The organism is Azospirillum himalayense, from assembly GCF_042657465.1.
GTDB lineage: Bacteria > Pseudomonadota > Alphaproteobacteria > Azospirillales > Azospirillaceae > Azospirillum > Azospirillum himalayense.
Genome location: NZ_JBHSLC010000010.1, coordinates 1 through 19,576 on the forward strand (window position 1 = coordinate 1; position 19,576 = coordinate 19,576).

Below are 19,576 nucleotides of genomic sequence, written 5' to 3' on the forward strand. Positions count from 1 at the left end.
AGGCCATCCTCGACCTCCGCGAACACTTCAAGGGCCGCCGCCACAGAGCGATGCGGTGATTGCCCAACCCAAACCGAAGGGTGCGCTCGCGACGCTTACACTGCACGAAGAGTCGCGGCGGGGAGGCTTTTGGTTACAAGCCCAATCTGCGGAGCAAATCGATGGAAAGCACGTGCGAGTTCCCAAAGGCTATACTCACGGATGCAGAAAGCAGTAGAGTGCATTGGGCTTCTGACTTCCTCGGGTGCGCCAAAGATGAAGCAATAAGATTGTTTTGCCAAGTAAAGTCTTTTCTTCTTGACAGAAAACAAATTCTAGAAAATCTGAAAAGTGATGTGTTAGAGAAGTGGGATACAGAAGGAAAGGCATCTAAAGCCTTGGTGACTATGACTTCAGGAGCTATGGCTGGCGTGGGGGTAGCGTTTTCAAAACCATTGGGCGTTGCCATGTCAACTTTTATAGGGGGTGCGCTTGCGCCTGCCACTATAACTGCGTTAGTAGTGGTGGTCGGTGTTCTTGTTCTTTTCATGTCTGTCCCCGCAATTCCAGGCGCCCTAATGGATTTGTCCCAGGCAGTGAAGGAGCGGTTGAAGTTGGAGGCAAAGTAGCAATAGAGCAGGTAATCAAATTCAGTGCCCGACCGCTGGTATAGCCCCGACCGCTGGTATAGCCGTTGGAAAACATGTGTTTTCCGACATGTGCGGGCGGTGGGTATCTTAAGTTGTCCGGATGCGACACCTCCTTGGCGCGTTCGACCACCACCATCGCTTTGGGGAGGCGACAGGGATCGTCAGGCGGTCGGTAATGAGGATTGGCCAGTTCGGGCTTGCGGCGCAGGCGCGCCTTGACGATGTCGTTGGGCGCTTTGCCCTCGAGCACGCGCTGCCGACGGGCGTTGTAAGCGACGTTGTAGCCCTGCAGCAGGCGCTCCAGTGAGCGGTGGGTGCCGACGGTGATGACGAGCACGTCGCGGCCGATGCGGCCGTTGAAGCGCTCCACCATGCCATTCGTCTTGGGCGTGTAGGGCTTGGTGCGGCGGTGTGCGATGCCGAGGTCGCGACAGGTCTTCTCGAAGGCGTCGCTCGAAGGCGTCGGCGGTGAAGCAGTTGCCGTTATCGGTGAGCCCGTGAGTGATCGTGAAGGGAAAAGCGGCTACGGCCTCCTTCAGAAACGCGCTCGCGCAGGCTTCGTTCTCTTCGTCTTTGACGGCCAGGTGGACCATGCGGGAGGCGCGATCGATGGCGACGTAGAGGTAACGTTTGCGCCGCTCGCCATCGGCGGTTTGCAGCTTGGGCAGGTGCTTGATGTCGACGTGGAGGAAGCCAAGGTCGTAGGTCTTGAACTTTTTGGTCGGCTTGGCCGGCATGGTGGACGGCCGCGGTGGCAAGCGGTTCAGCCCTTCCGCCTTGAGGATGCGGTAGATCGAATCCCGGTTCAGGTGGGGCAGGAAGTGGCGCACCGTGAAGGTGAGGTCGTCGAGCGGGAAGCCGGTGCTCCGGCGCAGCTCGCAGACGATGGCGCGCTCTTCCTCGGTCGCCCGCCAGCGCAGGTGCTGCGGCCGCGAGGAGTGGTCCTGAACGTCGGCAGCACCGCGCGTGCGCCATTTGCGAATGGTCTCGGTGCTGACCCCATAGCGCTTGGCCAGCACGCCCGAGGACTCGGTGGACGCCGCGATGGCGGCACGCACGGCCGGCGTGGTTCGGGCGTTGGGATGGATCTGGTACATGGCGGCCCCTCCATGGAAGCCACGGAGCCTGCGATCGCCGCCTTGGTCATGATCCCCGGCCCGTGCTCCCCGTCAACCCTGGCCCTGGCGGGCCACCGCCCAAAGGGCGGCGGTGGGGTTGACCGGGATCAGCGCGGCCGGGGGTTTGGGGCTCGTCATGGCGGCGACGGACCGCTGTGCGCCCTTGCTCCGTTTGACATGGCGCGCCCGGGCAAGCCCCGCGAACATCCAGCCATATTCCTGGATGCCCCAACACACCGGATCCCAACAACGTTCCGCCATCACACAATTAACCGCCCCAGAGCCTCAGAAGCGTAACCGAGAAACCCTGTCGGATTGAACGGCCGTACGGAAACCGTCGCAGAGAGGTTTTCCGTACGGCATCCCGGTCCAATCGGACTTTCTGTTCTGCTGCTACTCGGACCCCAGCATCCTGAAGCCCTCCCCCCGTCCCGTCGAGGTGGGTGTTCAATGACGCGGCTTTTCTGAATTTTCCACAACTCACTTTGAGTCGTACAAAATTCATATTGGACTCGTATGACGTGTTGACCGCGCGCCGCGAAATGACATATCCAACTCCTGACGGGCGTAGTGTGCCCGCCCAAAATTCATCTCCTCCAGATTCCAACTCGGTTTCGCCCCGCTGGCCGTCTTTGTCCGCCGGCTGAAACAGCGCTGTCCGCGCCGGACCACTTCCGCCAGGGACAACACGAATGCCCGATATCCACGGCGCCGAAACCGGTGCCGCAGCCGCGTCGCGCGACCTCATGACCGAGGGCGAGGCCAAGGCGTTGGCCACCGCATCGAAGGCCACTGGCACCGCCTCGGCCACGCCACGGTGAAGGTCTGGGCCGAGCCCGTCGATCCCTATAGCCGCCCCGTGGTCTGGGCAATCCGGAGCAATCTGGTCAACGGCCTGCCGCCGGCCCGCCAGTAGGGCAGGGCAGGGGGCGTCCGGCCGGTTCCCTCACTCCAACAGGAGGTGTGCCGTGCTGTAGTCCAAGCGGGTAGCGCCCGCACCACCGATCCCAGACCCAGGTCAGCAGGCATGCGCGTTGTGTCCGCTGCGATCATCACCGAAAGCGCCCCGCCGGAGCGTCGCATCCGTGTCGGCACCAGCGGGGAAAGAGCAAAGCCGGAAGGTTCACGAAGCAGGGGCGGCAGTCCCGCCAACAGCCACAGCCGCAGAGCCGGTGCACAGGCGCTGGAAGCTGTGTGGTGCGGCTCGGGTGGCCCCGGCTTCAATCCTGACCAGCAGCTATGGAATTCGTGCCGGGTCGCAGCATGGCGGCCCGGCCTTCAGTTCCCGTCGCCTCCTCGAAGGTTAGGAGACTGCGGGGTAGCCGCCCCGTTTCGCCGCGTGAGGTAAGCACGCACAGCCAGACCAGAGCCGGTTGACCCGGCCATCCCGTCATCGCCTGCAGAGCGACGGGGTATAGTCGCAGAGCTGTGTACGAATGTCACACGAAAGTAGTACCACAAATAGCGGTAGCGGCCCCTGGCGCATCCGCATCGTTGCATACCGGCTCATGCCGGTATCGGAAATTCTCGACAATCCAAAGGCTTGGCGCAAGCATCCGGAGAAACAGCGCAACGCGCTCCGGGCGGCCTTGGATCATGTCGGCTTGGTGAAGCCGCTGATTTTCAACGAGCGGACCAGCCGACTCGTTGACGGTGCGGCACGTCTCGATCTCGCACGCCGCGATGGTCAGGAAATGCTCCCGGTCACCCTGATCCACATCTGCAACGGTCTGGTGCATGACGGGCAACCCCGACCTTCATCCTCGACCACGATGAAATGTCCAATGCGGTTCGGCGGCTCCCGGCCAGAGCGTCGCCGAGATTGCGCAGCAGATGCCACCGATCGACCACCTGAACGGCGTTCGGCGCACCCGTCCGGACGCCTTCGGCGTAGGCGCCGCCCCGATCCCGGGCGACGACTTCAATACCGGGATCGGCCTTCAGCCAGGCGGCCACCGTCTCGGCGTGGCGGTCGGGCAGCAGCTCGATGGGACGATTGCGCTCCAGATCGACGATGATCGTCCCGTAGCGCTGACCACGCCGCCATGCCCAATCGTCGATGCCGATGACACGCGGTGCCGGCGTCACCGGCAGGGGATCCGTGCCTCGGACCTTCAGGATCAGCGTGTCCTTGCCGCGGTTGGACGCAAAGGCGAGCCGTGTCGCCTCGGTTCCAAGGATCAACTTTCAATGTTTCCAGACACTTGAAGAAGAGGGGCAGAATGAACGCACCATCGCACTGGGGCGCAAGAACTGGCTGTTCGCCGGCGCCGATGTCGGGGGTGAACGGGTCGCGGCCATGTACACGCTCATCGAGACGGCCAAGCTCAACGGGCTCGATCCCGAGGCATACCTGCGCGACCTGAGCGCCCGCATCGCCGATCACAAGATCACCCGCATCGACGAACTGCTGCCCTGGAACTGGACCACGGTCGCTGAAGGCACCGGAAACGCCGAAGCCGCGTAGCTCGGCGGCTGCTAATTACCCACATCGTCGAGAGCGAGGGTCGCGCCGAGCACGATGTCGGCCAAGCGTGCCATGCCGCGCCACAGGACTTGGTCGCCGGGCGGTGAGTCCCCGGCTCGGGCAAGCCAGCCGCCCAGTCTTGCGATCTTCCGGACGTAGCGGGCCAAATCGCGGATTCCCGACGGGTTGGGGGTTGGGTCGGGGACCACGCGGTTGAGGACCGCGGTTTCAATGCCGGTCAAGGCGATGCCGGGCTCAACATCCGGCACGATCCGGTTCATCATCCGCAGCCAGAAGACGCGCCAGCCCACGATGCACAGGATGGCGATCAGCTTCACCAAGCGCTCGGCCGTCCGGAGCCGCGCCGCCTCCACCTTGCACCCCGATTTCAAAATCTTGTGGAATTCCTCCACGCGCCAGCGCAGGGCGTACCAGCGCAGTTTCTCCACGGCGGCTGCGGTGTCGGCGACCGCCAAGTCGGTGGCGAGCTTCCAGTCGATGCGCGGGCGGTTCTCCGGCTGCTCCAACTCCCGGGCGTGCAGGATCGTCAGGTCGAGCGCCAGGTATCCTTTCTCTTTCCCGATCGGCGGTCGGACGTGCAAGGTGGCGTAGGTGAGTTCGAGTTCCGCGGTTTCGATACGCCCGGCGGCGTCCCGGACGGCGATGCGGTGTCGGCCCCCCACGGCCACCTCGCCCATCAGGCGGGCGACCGTGGTGGTGCCGTCCCCTGCGAACCGGTCGACACACGTCCGGACCAGGAAGTGGGTGCCGAGATCGCGTGCAAGGCAGAAGAACTCGTAGATGTCGTTCTCGCGGTCGCCAATATGGACACAGCGGGCCGGGTCCCCGAACAACTCTGCGGTCCGCCGCATGTTGTCCAGCCAGCGGATACTTTCCTTCCCCTCAATCGGAACCCGCGTCGGATTGATGTGCCTCTTCAGGGCGCCGGTTCCATTGAACGTCTTGCGGGTCCAGAATTTGACCGCGCCCAGGCCGAGCGGCAGGCCGTCCGTCGTGATCGTCAAGCTGGAGTGCATCAGCAGCCCACAGGCGGTGTAGGGGCGCACGCCGCCCTGCCGATGATTGTTGCCGTTGCCTGTGTAGGTCGAGCCGACCCGGTCGGGACGCTCGCGCTCGAAGGAGAATTCAGTCGTGTCCTGGAGAACGAGGATGATGCCGAGCGCGGCAGCGACGCGGCGGCGCGTCGCTTCGAATTGGCCCGCCAGAATGTCCCCCTCGCCGACCCGGTCGTTGGAGAAAAACCGGTAGGCCGCCTTGGTGTTGGCCCAGTCCTGGCACGCCAGAGGAAGGCTCTTGCCCAGGGCGCCTGCCAAGTGCTCCAGCACCCGACGCAGCCGCCGATCCAGGCGCCGGTCGACCAGATGGGAGCCGGCGACTTCAATGTCGATCCAGTTCCTTGAAGCATCGGTCATCGGTCCCTCCCAGACCTCTTTCCGATGCCAACAGCCCGCTGCTCGAAGTGTCAGAGACCGGTGTGCCGCCCAACCCGCCCGGCCTGAATGACGATGTGGGTAATTAGCAGGTCGGGGGGCAGGTCACTCAGGTAGTATTTGCGCTCGCCGGTGTTTCGGCGCTCGCCGATCAGCCAAGTCTCGTCACCGGGCAGGGGCGTGCGATTGCTCTGCGGCGGGCCTTCGGCGACGCGCACCCGCACCGCGGCGAATTCCGCGCTGATGCGGCCCCTTGGTGCCGGTTCGCCACGTCAGGCGCTGCCACGTCGCCGTCTCCAGCATCGCTGCCGCGGCGACCGGCTTTTCGCTGGCGACGGCGTGTTTGCGCGGCCGACCGACCGGGGCGACCGGCCACGTTACCGTCACAGCGGTGTTGTAGACCGACTGCGTGCACTGGATGCCGATCGCCCAGGTCAGGCCGCGCGCGCTCAGCCCCTTGCGGAAGGCGGCGCCGTCGCCGTACCCGGCATCGGCGACGACCATGTCGAAACGCACGCCCCCCGCCCGTACGCGGTCCAGTTCGTCCAGCGCAATCTGCGACTTGGTACGCTCGCCCAAGCGATCCGCAGGCACACCGGCTCGACGGCAGCGCTCAGCGTTCGTGGCCCAGTCGTCCGGCAGGAACAGGCGCAGAGCCACCGGCACGGGAACGTTGTCGCGGGCCAGGGTCAGGGAGACCACCACCTGACAGGTGGTCTGCTTGCCGAGTGCGCCGCAGTACTGGTGGGCAACGCCGACCGAGTGGCGGCCCTTCTTGGGCAGGGCAACGTCGTCGATGACCAAGATGGCGCCTTTGCCGCCAACCAGGGCATCGGCCTTGTCGGCAAGGATCGTCTCCAGCCGGGCACCATCCCACGACCGGCTGGCGATGAAGTTGTGCCATTGGTCGTAGTCGTCCGGCGTCAGATCCGCCGCCATCGGTTGCACGCTCTTGCGCTCCGTGCGCCCGAGCAGCCCCCGGATGTACACCCCGGCCCACCGCTGCCGTGTCTTGTGGCCCAAGGCACTTGGAAACGACTCCAGCCACTCCGCCAACTCGGCTTCCCACTCCCGCACGTCCAGCATGAGCGCCTCCGGCCAAGATCGCCTCCTCAGCCGTACAACAGGTTTCAGTTCACTCCATTACCCAGAAATTGCCAAAGTAGTGCTAAGGCTTATGGATCATCATCGCTGATCGACAAAAGGCCGTGCATGTAACCCAGGAACGCCGGGTCGTAACCATGGGTCCAATGGTAGATCCCGCGCCGTCCCGATATTTCCAACAAGCCGAGGCGGTCGATCCTGGCCGAACGGATCTGCACGCTGCCGGCAAGAATATCCGTGGCTGGTGGCGAGGCTCCGGCTGCAATCCGCTCCGCCAGAACGGGATCGACCACGACCAGTTCCGTTTCGGTGTCGATCACCCGCCCGAGACTCGTGACGTCCGGATAGTTCATGCTCTTTTCCGCTTGGCCGAGATGATCGGGGAGGGGACCTCCGCCCGACCGGAGTTCGCGGCGCATGGCGCGGGTCACCAGATCGGCGGGGGCGAGCGAGCCGTCCAAGGCGCCGCTCTCGAACAAGCGCCCCAACACCTCCGATGAGGTGCGGGCTTCCGGGTGCGCGGTCAAGCCGTCTGTGGGCGAGACGAGAAAATCATGGACGGTTCCGCCGTCGGACCATTCGCCGTCGCGGTTCACACGGCCGCCGACCTGGATCAGCGAAGCCGTACCGAAGCGTTCACGAAAGGCTGTGCGGAAGGACAGGTCGAGACCCGCCTCCAGAAGGCTGGTTCCGACTAGCGTCCACTTGGTCGGATAGGCCGATTCCGGAGAGAGCCGCCGCTGGATTTCCGCGAGGATGGCGGTTCGGTCGCGTGGGCAGAGCGCGGTGGAGAGATGCAGGACATCATCGCCGGCCTTTCTCATGCGCCATGCCATGACGGCGGCGCTCTGGACCGTGTTCATGATGAGCAGGCGCGGTCCCGGTTGCGCTGCCACGGCATCCGCCAGCGCGGCGGGGCCGAAAAAGCGCCCGGCGTGGACATAGCGGACCCGCTCCGCCTCGGCCTGCCGGAGCGGCTTTGTCAGGGTCGCGGGAACGAGATCTGGAAGCGGCGGGCACGTTCCATCGGTGATGCCGTCGAACTCCCAGAATCGTGCGAGGGAGCCGCTGGCGAGAACGAAACTGCAGGACCACTCCCGCGCAAGCTCGCCAATCCATCGCCAGTTCTGCGGCAGAATGGCCGTCGCGACGCGCTCGGTCCCACTGCCCGACGCCCGCGTCCGCGTGCCGGACACGGGAAGCATGGCGTGCGCTTCGTCGAGGAACACCACCGATCCCGGCAGGGCGTGCAGCTTCCTCAGGACCGACGGCCGGTTCGACGACAGCGTCTCGAAGAACTGCACCGAAGTGGTGAGGATGATGGGCGCGCTCCACAGCGTGGCGAGGTCGCGCGCGGAGATGTGGTCGAAATCGGCGCGGTGGTGATGCTCGGCGACGACCGCGTCGGGCCGCTCCCCGTCCAGAACCAGGGCCTTGCGCAGCGTTTCCGCCGTTTGCGTCAGGATGGTCGTCTGCGGGGCGACGACGAAGAGCCGCCGGGCTCCGGTCGCGATCGCCCGCCGCAGCAGCCAGGCGGTCACCGCCGTGGTCTTGCCGATTCCGACCGGTCCCTCACAGGCGACCAGCGGTGCATTGAGGGTGCTGTTGATGCACGCGTCGTAGAAGGCGCGCCGCAACGCGTTGCGTTGCCCGCTCTCGCTCAGCGTTTTCACATAAGCGTCGAGCGCGTCGCGCCGTTCCTCCCAGCGTGGCTTCGGCGGTTGGGGTGGTGCCCATCCCCTGGTGAATCCGGCGCTGTCGCCGTGGTCGCCATCCACCACGCAGGACAGCGCCAGCCTCAGGCGCAAGCCGTGCAGCGCCTTGCCGGGGGTCGGCCGGTGCGGGCCGAGCAGCGCCTCGTGGAGTGCCAGCAACGCCGGCAACTCTCCATCGGTGCGGTCGATCTGCGCGCGGTGCGTGTCCGGCCGGGCGTCGTCGTGCCGGCGGCCGCGCAGCTTCCGGTCGTTCGGGCCGGTGAAATGATGCGGCCGTGACGGCAGGCCCGGCGCGTGGTGGCCCCGCACCACCCACGCCGCGGTCATGGCCTTGCAGGAACTGAGATGGGCGACGCCGGCGTCGATGTGGTCCCAGGGCAGCTTGGCGTCGCGGCCCCGGCGGAGCGCGGCCTGCGTCTGCGGGTCGAGCTTGCCGAGGTCGTGGAACAGGACGGCGTCGCCGACCGCTGCCCGCATCGCCGCCTTCAAGACCGCGTCCGGTTGATGGAGGAGCATCGCGTCGGCGCAGCGCAACGCGCCGGCCCTGGTCCCGCCGATATGGTCAGGGTAGGGGTGCGGGGCCCTGCCGGGACCGGGCGCGGAATGGGCGAGCGGCGCGTCCGGCATGGGATCACGCCGCCGCGCGGAGCGACCAGTCCTTGAGCGTCAGATCCTCGAACGAGGCGAGGCGTGCGCGCAGTTCGTCCGGCAGCGTGGTCGGGATGTCGTAGTCGTCGATGGCGTGCGAGGGCTCCTCGCCGTCCGCCCCGTTCCGCCGTCTGGGCTTCAGGGCGGCCAGCAACAGGGGATCCGGGCAGGAGCCGAGTGCGCTCTTGTGCTCGGCGTACCAGGCGTGGACGACCTCCACCTGCGGCCGGATGCCCGAGGCGGTGTGGGCGTAGGCGTGCGGGATGAGGAACTTCAGGACGTCGATGTCGCGCGCGTCGCAGCCGCTCTTGCGCGCGGCGCTGGGATTCACGAAGAAAGGCATCACGTACAGGCCGTGGCGCACGACGCGGAAGGCCAGCGGGGCCATGCCGCGATCCTTGTCGCCCTCCACCCCGGCCTTGTTGGTCAGTGTCAGCCGCTCGATCTGCACCGGGGACACGCTGACGCCGGGGCCGACCTGCACGACGCCGGTGGTGATGAACTTCCCCTTGTCCTTCTTCTCGACGAAGGTGTTGCCGAACACCCGCCCGTCCCAATAGGCGGCGCGGAACGCCTCCAGCGGCATGGCGCCGATGGCCTCGCGGCTGCGGCCACGGCTTTCGAGGATGCCGAAGGACTGCGCGGAGGACTGTGGCCCGCCCGCGCCCGCGCCCGCCACGGCGGCGGCGGCGAGAGCCGCCGCGCGGACCTCGCCCTCCTCGTCCTCCATCAGGTCGCGGAGCTTGCGCTTGAACGACACCGGCGAGATCAGGCCGCGCCCGTCGCTCTCGAAGGTGCGCGGCTCGCTCTCGGCATCCGGGTCGCCGTTGGGGTTGGAGTTGACGACGTTGATGACGAGAAGTCCGGTGCCCCGGTTGAAGGTCGTGCTCATGACGCGGTCTCCCCGTTCGGATCGGTTTCGGTGTTGTCGTTCGAGGTGCCGGACTTCTCGCCGGCCGGTCGCGGAAGCCCGGCCAGATAGCCCAGCAGCAGTTCGGCCTTGAATTCGTCGTCCGGACGTTTGCCCAGATCCTCCTTCAGGAGGTCGCCCACGAGTCCGGTCAGCCGGGGGGCGGAGGCGGCGCCTTTCCTGATCGCCCAGTACAGCCGCAGGCTCTTCTTCTGGGCCTCGCTCATTGTCCGGGTCCTGTCCGCCGGTTTCTCGACCCACAGCTCACGGGTTCTCTTTTCCAGATATTCCTCGCGCCTCGCCCAGGCGAGATAGGGCTTGAGGCGGCTCTGGAGGATGGCCAGGGCGCGTTGCGGCCGGTTTCCGGCGATGGTGAGCACGGCGTTGCCGATCAGGCTCGGCGGCACGTCCCCGTTCCTCAGGTCCGCGCAATAGCCGATGTGGAGCGTGTCGGCCCCGGCAAGCAACTGACCGAGGCGAAAGGCGGCGCTTGCGGCGGTGCCTGCCATGTAATCCTCCTTTGGGCGGCCGAGCAGGTGGAGAAGGACGCCGATCCAGGTGACCGACCGCAGGGCGTCGCGGCGCAGGTCGGCCTTCGGGTCGAAGTCCTTGAGATGGTCGGGACCCCTGCTGCGGGCCGCCGCCAGCCCGCCGAGCAGGGCGGAATGCCGCCGGAGCAGCAGGCGCAGCAGGGTGCGCGCGCGCCGCTCCACCGCGCCGTTGCCGAGGAACAGCTCGAAGGCGTCCCCCGCCGGGGTGCCGGCCACGCTGAGGCGGCGGCGTCCGCCGTTGACGAACTGCATGCGCGACAGGCGCGTGATCGACAGCGGCGCGACGGGGAAGGGGCCGCGCGGGACCGGCACCCGCCGTCCCTTGACCGGAACGGGAAAGACGATTCCGTCCGGGACGTTGGCGGTCGCCGCTTGCCACCGCTCGGCGGCGTCGAAGAGCGCCTGCGCGTCGGTCCGGCGGTGATAGATGGCCTTGCGGTTGGCGGGATCCACCGCCCGCAGGATCAGGACGGTCATGGCGCGTTCCGCGTGGCCGTGGCGGTCCTCGCCATGGCTGTGCGCGATGACCCGCGACGCGAGTTCGCGCAGGAGGTCCATGCCGCCGACGGGGGCGGCGCCGTCCGTTTCCCCGTCGACATCATCCTCCCGGCTGTCCTCGGCCAGCGCGTCGGCCACCGGCTCCCCGGCGACGGCCGGCAGGCTGACGATGAGCAGGTCGGGTTTGTCGCCGGTCTCAGGCGGGATCAGGCGCCATGTCCGGCCCTTGGCGTCCGGGGCGGTCAGGACGTCGCAAACGGCGTTGAAGCGCGGCGCGAGGTCGGCGGCAAGGGGAAAGGACGCCGACCCCGCCCGGCCGTAGCGGGCGAGCGACGGGATGTCGCCGTTGCGCGCGAAGATATAGCTCTGGCCGAGGGCCGGCAGGTTGGGCTGCGGGAAGTTGCCTCTGTGCAGCGCGGTCGTCCGGCCGCTCAGCGCGCAGAAGCCGGACGGCGCGGCATCGTCGCCGCTCATTGCGGCCGGGCGGCTCAGCGCGGCGCTGACGGCGGCGATCTGCCGGGGATCGCTGGCATCGAGGGTGAAATCGTCCATTGCGACGTCGATAACCAGCGGGACCGGCCCGGTGAGGGCGGCCTGCACGATGTCGAGCCAGCCGTCGTCGCCATCGGCCAGTTTCTTGAATAGAGCCTCGGCCAGATTCGGCAGGAAGGCCGGCAGCCCTTGCAGGAAGCGCTCCATGCAGGCCGGCACCGACGCGGCCCGCGGGTCGTCGGCCAGCGGCCGGAGCTGGTCGAGCCGTTCGGCGATGCGCTTGCGATGACCGGGCTTCGGCCAAGCGTCATTCTGGAGACGCGGCGGCCCGCTGGCGGCGACCAGGCGTTCGAGTTCGCCCCGGCGGGCGGCGGGCGACTTGTCGGCGCTCCAGGCCCGCTGATGCGCCTCGTGCGCCGCTTCGTCGAGCGGCAGCAGGCCGGCGTCGGTCTTCAGGCCGGGAAAGCCGTTGTGCTGGCCGTCCCGCAGCGTCCAGACGGCGCCGTTTCCCGTCTCGCCGATGCGCTCGACGTCGTCGATCGTGCCGTCGGCGGCCAGTCGGATGCGGAGCGTCTGCCCCTTGGCCATCTCCTTGACGTCGGGATGGCGGTCGGCGAGAGGGACGCCATGCGCCGCCAGCCCACGTTCGACCAGTGAGAGATCATTCAGCATAGCTCAGCACGCCCTTCTCGATGCGGACGTTCTGGACGAAGCGCGGGGCGTAGCCGCCGTCCTGCGGCCGGTCCCAGACGCTCGACAGCATCGACGGCACCTCCAGGTCGAGCGCGTCGTCGATCCCCCAGTCGGGGCGGGGCGGCCCCCAATAGTCGCAGGTGAATTCGGACAGGCCGAGCGCCGGGGTGCGGTAACAATGGCCCTGGCGCAGGCGGCGCAGGAACAGGTCCTGGAGATGATGGCGCGGGTTTTCACGCCCATCGCTCCTCACCCCCCGGATATCGGCGTGGATGCGGTAGCAGACGTTCGACAGGACGTTGGCGAAGACCTGCATGCCGGTGCCGCTGCGGACGTTCTGCTCCTTGCGCAGGGGGCCGCCATAGTTGGTCGCGTAGCGCTGGTAGGTCACGGCGCCGCCTTGGGCGTCGCGGTGCCGGCAGATCTCCACGCGGGTCGGGTGCAGCCACGCCCGGCCGTCGGACAGGCGGGCGATGGATTCCAGCAGGCCCTTGGCGGCGGACCATGTGGGGGCCGGATAGCTGGTCGGGGTGGCGCCCGTGTCGGGCCGCGCGAACATCGCGAGCGGGCCGGACACTTCGAGTTCAACGACATAGGGCTTCATGGGGCATCCTGTGTCTTCGTGGTGGGGCGAATATCCTTTTCGTGGCGGTAGGAAGAAACCTCTCCGAATTTTGAATTCGGAGAGGGCTCCACTCAGAGAAAATACCAAACATAATTTCAATCGACGCCTCCGAAGAGGCGGGTTTCCGTACGATCGACAATCATTGTCGTTTGTACGGAAACTGTATTCTTGGGGGCTGGCGTCTTATTGTAAACGCTACGCTTGAGCCACCTGTTTCTGTCAGGTGAGGGCGTGGGATGTTGCGCGCACTCCCTGTTCGCTGGGTGCGATGATGATCCGAATTTCCATGTATGGCAGTTTGATTCTTCTATGTATGGTAATTTCTTGAGATGAGCGTAATTTCTTGAGATGAGCAAAGTGCTTTACTCTACGATGGTTTGGTGCCGCAATGGCGGCTTGGCTGCCAACCGACTCACGGTGCCAATCCCATGACCACGATCCCAGCCACCTTCGCCGCGCTCCTGTCCGGCGTTCAGCGGCCTGGAGATTTCGTCACCGCCGGCACGGCCGCGCTGATGACGCCACTGATCGAGGTGGACGGGGTCGGCCCCATCGCCCTGCCGCTGCTGCCTATCCAGGCCGAGCAACTGACCGCTGCCGCCGAGCGTGCGCCCTACGGACGCGGGCCGCAGACGCTGCGCGACGAATCGGTGCGGCGGACGTGGCAGGTCGACGCCGTGCGCGTGCGGATCGGTGGCCGACACTGGCCGCCAATGCTGGAAGACATTGTCGGGCGCGTGGCGGCTGGGCTGGGCGTGTCCGGTCCGGTGTTCGCCGAACTGTACAAGATGCTGGTCTATGGTCCGGGCGACTTCTTCCTGGAGCACCGCGACACCGAGAAGGAACCTGGCATGTTCGCCACGCTGGTGATCGTGCTGCCCTCCCTGTCGGCCGGCGGCGAGCTGGTGGTGCGGCACAAGGGGCGGGAGAAGCGGCTCGACCTGCGCGGCGGCGATCCCTCCGAGCTTGCCTTCGCCGCCTTCTACGCCGATTGCGTTCACGAGGTGCTGCCGGTGACCGCCGGCCATCGCCTCGCCCTGATCTACAACCTCGTCCGTCCCGGAACGGAGCGTCCGCCGCAGCCGCCGGACTACAGGCGGGACGCGGAGCGGGTGACCGTCTTCCTGAAGAGTTGGGGCGCCGCCGCCGGACCGCGCAAGCTGGTCTACCCGCTGGAGCACGCCTACACCCTGGCGGAGCTGGATTTCGCGACGCTGAAGGGGGCGGACGCGGCCGTGGCCGGGGTTCTCGCCGCCGCCGCCCCACCGGCCGGCTGCGACCTGCATCTGGCGCTGTTGTCGATCGAGGAGAACGGGTCCGCCGAACACAGCGGCTCCTATTCCTACCGGCGGCGCTGGGAGGAGGAGGAGGAGGGCGAGTTCGAGGTCGTCGAGGTCATCGACCGCCTCGCCAGCCTGACCGGCTGGCGCCGTCCGGACGGTACGCCGGGGGCGCTCGGGCCGCTGCCGGTGGAGGAGGACTCCGAGGTGTCTCCGCCCGGCGCGCTGGACGATCTGGTCCCGGACGAGGAGCATTTCCAGGAAGCCACCGGCAACGCCGGGGCGTCCTTTGAACGCAGCTACCGCGGGGCGGCGCTGGTGCTTTGGCCGCGCGGTCGGTTCTTCGCGGTGCTGAGCCAGGGCGGCCCGGCCGTCGCCCTGCCGTATCTGGACGACCTCGCCGCGCGCTGGGAGGGGGAGGGCGGCGATCCCGCCTCCCCTCTGCGCGCGGAGGCGGGGGCCCTGGCCGGGGCCATCCTGGCCGATTGGCCCGGCAGCGGCTGGAACGGTCATGGCCGGCTGCTGGTCCTGCTGACCCGGCTGGGCGATGCCGAGGGAATCAAGACGCTGCTCGGCCGCATCGCCGACGGCGATTCACTGACCGTCGAGGACGCCCCCGCCATCGCCACGGCCTGCGGCCTGCTGGAGCCGGAGCGTGCCGACGCCCGGATCGCGGCCATCGTCGCCGGAGCGTCCGGCCGCGCGCGGGAAGCCTGCTGCGCCCTGCTGCTGGGCGTGGCGCGGGCTTTCACGCCGGCCGCGCGCGGCGCTCTTGCCGGCGCGGCGGAGCGGCTGCTCGACGCCTTTCCCGAGGCGAACGGCCGGCCGGCGGCACCGCCCGATGCCCGGCGCGATGCCTGGCCCGTTGTCCGGTGGGAGCGGTCCTTGCCGGTGACGCCGCATCTGGTCGCCGACGCGCTGGCTGCGCTGGAACTGATCGCGCCGCCGCTGGCCGAACGGTTGGCCGGGCGGATGCTGGCCGCACCGAAGGATTACGGGCTGGATGCGGTGGTCAAGCCCGCCGTCTTCGATCTCATGGATCGGCCGGAGGCGCGGAACCTCGCGGTGGTCGAAAGGTTGCGGAACGCCGTGGTGGACCACCTGCTCGCCCGTATCGTCGAACCCTTGGAGCCGCCGAAGGACTGGCGGCGAGCCAGCGGCCTGCCCTGCCACTGCCCCCAGTGCCGCGAGCTTGCCGCCTTCCTTGCCGATCCCTCGCGCGAACGCTGGGCGCTGAAGGCCGCCGAGCAGGCCCGTTCCCATGCCGAGACGGTGATCCTGAACGCCCAGGCCGATCTGGACGTGGCTACGGAGCGGCGGGGCCGGCCTTACACCCTGATCGGAACCAAGAACCAAGCCGGTTACGACCGTCGTGTGGAGCAGCGCCGGCAGGATGTGACCGATCTCGAGCGGCTGCGCTCCCCTTCGGTATTCAGATAGATAAGCGTAGGGAATGTCTTTCTCGGCCATTGCGTCCCCCCCGCAACCAAATTAGCCAGCAATCCAAGAGGGTTGCTGGCGTTCTTGTTTTTAGCCCGTGTCCGTCGCAAAACGATGTTGACCTGCGCCCTTGAAACTCCTCCGCTCTGAGCCGGAGTCCACCCCGCAGGTCTACGGCCTTCAGACCGCGGAATTCATGACTCAGACCGCGGCGGTGCCGAAAGAAAAGGGGAAGGGTGGTGGATAGAAGGCGATAATCGGACCGTGGCGCATTCCACGCCTCGGAGCGGCCGGCTCTCCCGCCATGTCGATCACCGAGCGTCCGGCAATCGGGCGCCGCTGCGCGCATCGATCTGCTGTGATGCACAAGACGCATCAAGTTGCACCACGACGGCCCCCGGCTGGCTGTGCAGCCCATCCAAGCATCGTAGCCGACAATCTCTCTCCTCCGAATGTCACGATACAGACCGTATCGGTCGTGCCCCATGCCGCCGGCCAGTCCAACAGCGGCGCAAACCGGTGACCATCCCACCAAGGGGGATGCAGCAGTTTCCGTAAAAGACAAAAATTAAAAGTTATTCACGGAGGAATAAATCTATAAAAATAGTAGATTTTGATTGACGAAGCATCGCGGGATTGGTCTGATCGAGGGGTGAATCAATCCTGGCGCGCAATCTCGGGGGCTTCAATGACAGCACGGGTGAAACGGATCGGGTCCACCGCAAGGCGGGCTTTTCTCGGTCTGACCCTGGTGACGGGCGTCGCCCTTGCCTCTGCCGGCAGCGGGCGGGCCGAGGTGGCGGATCTGACCATCGCCATCCAGTACGGGCTCGGCTACCTGCCGCTGATGATCGCGAAGAATCAGGGGCTGATCGAAAAGTACGCGGAGGCGCAGGGGATCGGGCCGGTCAAGGTCAACTGGTTGGTGTTGAACGGCGGCGTGGCCGCCAACGACGCGCTTCTGAGCGGCAATGCCCACATCGTCTCCGCCGGTATCGCGCCGCTGCTGACCGTCTGGGACAAGACGCGCGGCGGCATCGGCGTGAAGGCCATCTCCGGGTTGGATTCCTCGGCCTATTGGATCAACAGCAACAACCCGAACGTCCGCAGCATCCGTGACCTGAGCGACAAGGACCGCATCGCGGTGCCGGCGGTGAAGGTTTCCATCAATTCGGTCATTCTTCAGATCGCGGCGGAGAAGGAATTCGGGCCAGGTCACCAATATGATTTCGAGTCGCTGACCACGACGCTGAGCCCCCCGGACGCTACCGCGGCGCTCGTCTCCGGCAAGACGGAAATCACCGGCCATATCACCAGCCCGACCTACGGGTCGCAGCAACTCGCCTATTCGAATGTCCACCGCATTCTGAACTCGCGCGACGTGATCGGCGAAGCGACTCTGGTGCTGTCCTACGCCACGCAGACATTTTACGACGAGAACCCGAAACTCACCGCCGCCGTGGTGAAGGCGCTGGGCGACGGCTTTGCGTTGATCAAGCACGATAAGGCCGAGGCCGCCCGTATCTATCTGGCGGAGGAGCGCAGCAAGCTGACCCAGGACGAGGTCGTGGCGCTGCTCAACAACCCGGACATCAGTTACTCCCAGGTTCCGCACAACACCGGTGTGATCGCCGATTTCATGCACCGCGTCGGCTCGATCAAGAACAAGCCGGTATCATGGAAGGACTACACCTTCCCGCTCCTGCACGGCGAAACAGGGAGCTGACTTGGCGCCGGTATTTTTCTTGCTGACTGTTCTCTCTCTGCCCGTTCACCGCCTTCACGTCATTCCATACTTGATAATGGAGCCATTCCAATGAGCCTTTCCAACGGTTTCGACATCAAGCCCATCAACGGCAACATCGGCGCCGAACTGCGCGGCATCACCTTGTCCGGCGATCTGCATCCGGCGGTGCTGAAGGCGATCCAGGACGCCGTTTATGAACATAAGGTGATCTTCATCCGCGACCAGCACCACATCGACGATGCCCAGCAGGAAGCGTTCGGGCGGCTGTGGGGCAAGCTGGTCGGCCATCCGACCGTTCCGTCGCTCGGCGGGACCGAAGGCATCCTGGATGTGGACGGCTCCCGCGGGGAACGCGCCAGTTCCTGGCACGCCGACATCACCTTCCTCGGCGATTATCCCAGCATCACCATCCTGCGCCCGCATGAACTGCCGGACCGCGGCGGCGACACGCTGTGGGGCAACACGGCGGCGGCCTACGCCGAACTGCCGGAGCCGTTGCGCGAACTGGCCGACAAGCTGCGGGCGATCCACACCAACCAGTACGATTACGTGGGCGACCGCGGGAACGTCCATGAGGACGGGCTGAAGCGCTTCAACGAGGTCTTCACCTCCACCGTCTACGAGACGGAGCATCCGCTGGTCTCCGTGCACCCGATCACCGGCGAGCGCACGCTGCTGGTCGGGCATTTCCTGCAACGGCTGATCGGCTTCGGCACCTCCGATTCCAACCGGCTGATCGGCATCTTCACCGACCACGCCACCCGCCCGGAAAACACGGTGCGCTGGCACTGGTCGCCGGGCGACGTGGCGATCTGGGACAACCGCGCCACCATCCACCGCGCCGTGGACGATTATGGCGACCGCCCCCGCGTCGTCCGCCGCACGACGGTGGCCGGTGATGTGGTGGTCGGCGTCGATGGCCGTCCCAGCGTGACCCGCGTGCTCGGCCGCAAGCCGAGCCTCGCCGCCTGACATCCTGCCGGGTCCGGCATAGGGGCCACGCCCTCCGTGCCGGACCGGAGAGTCGCGGAACCGGCGGGCTGGCGCGCGGGTTCCGCGACTCTCTTTCGTGCATAAATAACATGATATATATGTATTTATTGACTATTTTCGCTGTTGAATCATTCGTGGAATCATGATGTCATTTTCCTACTAGAGATTAGGTAAAATTTTCGGAGGTTCGTATGTTCCACCCTGGACGTGTCATCCGCCATGCGCTCTGCGCCTTGGCCGGGCTGGGGCTTGCCGCCGCAGCGCTGGCCGGTCCGGCGGCGGCGGAAGGCCGGATACGGATCGCCGAACAATATGGGCTGGGCTATCTGCCGCTCCATGTGCTGCGCCACCAGAAGCTGATCGAGAAGCACGGCAAGGAGCTGGGTCTCGACGTCACCGTGGAGTGGGTGCAGCTCTCCGGCGGCGCGGCGATGAACGACGCGCTGCTGTCGGACAGCATCGATCTGGGGTCGGCGGGCGTCGGTCCGCTGCTGACCATCTGGGACCGCACCAAGGGCAACGCCAACGTCAAGGCCATCGCCGCCCTGAACAGCATGCCGCTGTTCCTGACCACCACCAACCAGACCGTCAAGACGCTCAAGGACTTCACCGACAAGGACAAGATCGCCCTGCCGGCGGTGAAGGTCGGCGTCCAGGCCCGCGTGCTCCAGATGGCCGTGGAGAAGGAGTTCGGTGAGGGCAAGTTCGACGCGCTCGACAAGCTGACCGTCTCGCTGCCGCACCCGGACGCCACCGCCGCCCTGCTGTCCGGCTCGTCGGAGATCACCGGCCACATCTCCGGTCCGCCGTTCCAGTACCAGCAGCTCCGCGATCCGAAGATCCACAAGGTCTTCAGCTCCTACGACGTGCTGGGCGGGCTGCACACCTTCAACCTGATCTGGGCGAAGGAAGCCTTCCGGACCAAGAATCCCAAGACCTATCAGGCCTTTCTGGGCGCGCTGAAGGAGGCGATGGACGTCATCAACGCCGACCATTCCGTGGCGGCGGACATTTATCTGGCGCAGAACCGGGGCGACCTCGACAAGGCCTTCGTCATCAGCATCCTCGACGACCCGGACAACCAGTTCACCGTCGCCCCCGCCCGCGTCGGCGCCTTCGCCGACTTCATGCACAAGGTCGGCGCCATGAAGAACAAGCCGGCCTCCTGGAAGGATCTGTTCTTCGAAGACCTGCACGGCGAAACCGGGAGCTGAG

The 19,576-nt window shown here is 66.2% G+C and carries 13 protein-coding genes and 3 pseudogenes; 7 read left to right on the forward strand and 9 right to left on the reverse strand.

Features of this window, described 5'->3' with window-relative positions:
- Window positions 1–161: 161 nt before the first annotated feature.
- Window positions 162–608, forward strand: coding sequence for a hypothetical protein (locus tag ACFPMG_RS07270; protein WP_376994807.1), 447 nt, complete (start codon window positions 162–164; stop codon window positions 606–608).
- A gap of 115 nt (window positions 609–723) precedes the next feature.
- On the opposite strand, the pseudogene ACFPMG_RS07275 reads toward ACFPMG_RS07270, so the two are convergent.
- Window positions 724–1,726 (reverse strand): annotated as a pseudogene (locus ACFPMG_RS07275) (IS481 family transposase); the annotation flags it as partial.
- Window positions 1,727–2,439: 713 nt separating this feature from the next.
- On the opposite strand from ACFPMG_RS07275, the gene ACFPMG_RS07280 reads away from it, so the two are divergent.
- On the forward strand, window positions 2,440–2,568 hold the full coding sequence (locus tag ACFPMG_RS07280; protein ID WP_376994522.1) for a hypothetical protein: 129 nt from the start codon (window positions 2,440–2,442) through the stop codon (window positions 2,566–2,568).
- Between the two features lie 618 nt (window positions 2,569–3,186).
- On the opposite strand, the gene ACFPMG_RS07285 is transcribed toward ACFPMG_RS07280, so the two are convergent.
- Window positions 3,187–3,486 carry a hypothetical protein gene (locus ACFPMG_RS07285; protein WP_376994523.1) on the reverse strand — a complete coding sequence of 100 codons (300 nt, stop codon included), beginning with the start codon at window positions 3,484–3,486 and terminating at the stop codon, window positions 3,187–3,189.
- 61 nt (window positions 3,487–3,547) lie between these two features.
- Window positions 3,548–3,913 (reverse strand): annotated as a pseudogene (locus ACFPMG_RS07290) (ISL3 family transposase); the annotation flags it as partial.
- Window positions 3,914–3,974: 61 nt separating this feature from the next.
- Between ACFPMG_RS07290 and ACFPMG_RS07295 the strand changes: the two are divergent.
- Window positions 3,975–4,214: pseudogene (locus ACFPMG_RS07295) on the forward strand (transposase domain-containing protein); the annotation flags it as partial.
- 11 nt (window positions 4,215–4,225) lie between these two features.
- On the opposite strand, the gene ACFPMG_RS07300 reads toward ACFPMG_RS07295, so the two are convergent.
- The 6 genes from ACFPMG_RS07300 to cas5 form a co-directional block, all read right to left on the reverse strand.
- Window positions 4,226–5,647: an IS4 family transposase gene (locus ACFPMG_RS07300; RefSeq protein ID WP_376994524.1), complete on the reverse strand. Its 1,422-nt coding sequence runs from the start codon at window positions 5,645–5,647 to the stop codon at window positions 4,226–4,228.
- Between the two features lie 183 nt (window positions 5,648–5,830).
- On the reverse strand, window positions 5,831–6,751 hold the full coding sequence (locus ACFPMG_RS07305) for an IS701 family transposase (protein ID WP_376994525.1): 921 nt from the start codon (window positions 6,749–6,751) through the stop codon (window positions 5,831–5,833).
- Between the two features lie 89 nt (window positions 6,752–6,840).
- Entirely contained in the window at window positions 6,841–8,961 is a 2,121-nt protein-coding gene (locus ACFPMG_RS07310; RefSeq protein ID WP_376994527.1) for a CRISPR-associated helicase/endonuclease Cas3, read from the reverse strand.
- A gap of 154 nt (window positions 8,962–9,115) precedes the next feature.
- Complete coding sequence (locus tag ACFPMG_RS07315; protein ID WP_376994528.1) at window positions 9,116–10,024, reverse strand: type I CRISPR-associated protein Cas7; 909 nt, start codon at window positions 10,022–10,024, stop codon at window positions 9,116–9,118.
- The gene (locus ACFPMG_RS07320; RefSeq protein ID WP_376994529.1) at window positions 10,021–12,255 is read right to left on the reverse strand and encodes a hypothetical protein; all 2,235 of its coding nucleotides are present in this window, start codon (window positions 12,253–12,255) and stop codon (window positions 10,021–10,023) included. Before ACFPMG_RS07320 ends, ACFPMG_RS07315 begins: the two co-directional genes overlap by 4 nt.
- The gene (cas5, locus tag ACFPMG_RS07325) at window positions 12,245–12,880 is read right to left on the reverse strand and encodes a CRISPR-associated protein Cas5 (protein WP_376994530.1); all 636 of its coding nucleotides are present in this window, start codon (window positions 12,878–12,880) and stop codon (window positions 12,245–12,247) included. Before cas5 ends, ACFPMG_RS07320 begins: the two co-directional genes overlap by 11 nt.
- 449 nt (window positions 12,881–13,329) lie before the next feature.
- On the opposite strand from cas5, the gene ACFPMG_RS07330 reads away from it, so the two are divergent.
- From ACFPMG_RS07330 to ACFPMG_RS07345, 4 genes are all read left to right on the forward strand, one after another.
- Window positions 13,330–15,621, forward strand: a complete 2,292-nt coding sequence (locus tag ACFPMG_RS07330; protein ID WP_376994531.1) for a 2OG-Fe(II) oxygenase — start codon at window positions 13,330–13,332, stop codon at window positions 15,619–15,621.
- 613 nt (window positions 15,622–16,234) lie between these two features.
- Window positions 16,235–17,347: an ABC transporter substrate-binding protein gene (locus tag ACFPMG_RS07335; protein ID WP_376994532.1), complete on the forward strand. Its 1,113-nt coding sequence runs from the start codon at window positions 16,235–16,237 to the stop codon at window positions 17,345–17,347.
- Window positions 17,348–17,437: 90 nt separating this feature from the next.
- Window positions 17,438–18,340 (forward strand): TauD/TfdA dioxygenase family protein, encoded by a 903-nt coding sequence (locus ACFPMG_RS07340; RefSeq protein ID WP_376994533.1) that lies wholly within the window; start codon window positions 17,438–17,440, stop codon window positions 18,338–18,340.
- Window positions 18,341–18,552: 212 nt separating this feature from the next.
- Window positions 18,553–19,575 carry an ABC transporter substrate-binding protein gene (locus ACFPMG_RS07345; protein ID WP_376994534.1) on the forward strand — a complete coding sequence of 341 codons (1,023 nt, stop codon included), beginning with the start codon at window positions 18,553–18,555 and terminating at the stop codon, window positions 19,573–19,575.
- The last annotated feature ends 1 nt before the right edge of the window (window position 19,576 follow it).

Excerpts from the sequence above, each read along its gene's own strand:
- ACFPMG_RS07330 (WP_376994531.1), top strand. The coding sequence starts at position 13,330 with ATGACCACGATCCCAGCCACCTTCGCCGCGCTCCTGTCCGGCGTTCAG.
- ACFPMG_RS07340 (WP_376994533.1), top strand. The coding sequence starts at position 17,438 with ATGAGCCTTTCCAACGGTTTCGACATCAAGCCCATCAACGGCAACATC.
- ACFPMG_RS07300 (WP_376994524.1), bottom strand. The coding sequence starts at position 5,647 with ATGACCGATGCTTCAAGGAACTGGATCGACATTGAAGTCGCCGGCTCC.
- ACFPMG_RS07285 (WP_376994523.1), bottom strand. The coding sequence starts at position 3,486 with ATGCACCAGACCGTTGCAGATGTGGATCAGGGTGACCGGGAGCATTTC.
- ACFPMG_RS07345 (WP_376994534.1), top strand. The coding sequence starts at position 18,553 with ATGTTCCACCCTGGACGTGTCATCCGCCATGCGCTCTGCGCCTTGGCC.
- ACFPMG_RS07280 (WP_376994522.1), top strand. The coding sequence starts at position 2,440 with ATGCCCGATATCCACGGCGCCGAAACCGGTGCCGCAGCCGCGTCGCGC.
- ACFPMG_RS07315 (WP_376994528.1), bottom strand. The coding sequence starts at position 10,024 with ATGAGCACGACCTTCAACCGGGGCACCGGACTTCTCGTCATCAACGTC.
- cas5 (WP_376994530.1), bottom strand. The coding sequence starts at position 12,880 with ATGAAGCCCTATGTCGTTGAACTCGAAGTGTCCGGCCCGCTCGCGATG.
- ACFPMG_RS07320 (WP_376994529.1), bottom strand. The coding sequence starts at position 12,255 with ATGCTGAATGATCTCTCACTGGTCGAACGTGGGCTGGCGGCGCATGGC.
- ACFPMG_RS07310 (WP_376994527.1), bottom strand. The coding sequence starts at position 8,961 with ATGCGGGCAGCGGTCGGCGACGCCGTCCTGTTCCACGACCTCGGCAAG.
- ACFPMG_RS07270 (WP_376994807.1), top strand. The coding sequence starts at position 162 with ATGGAAAGCACGTGCGAGTTCCCAAAGGCTATACTCACGGATGCAGAA.
- ACFPMG_RS07305 (WP_376994525.1), bottom strand. The coding sequence starts at position 6,751 with ATGCTGGACGTGCGGGAGTGGGAAGCCGAGTTGGCGGAGTGGCTGGAG.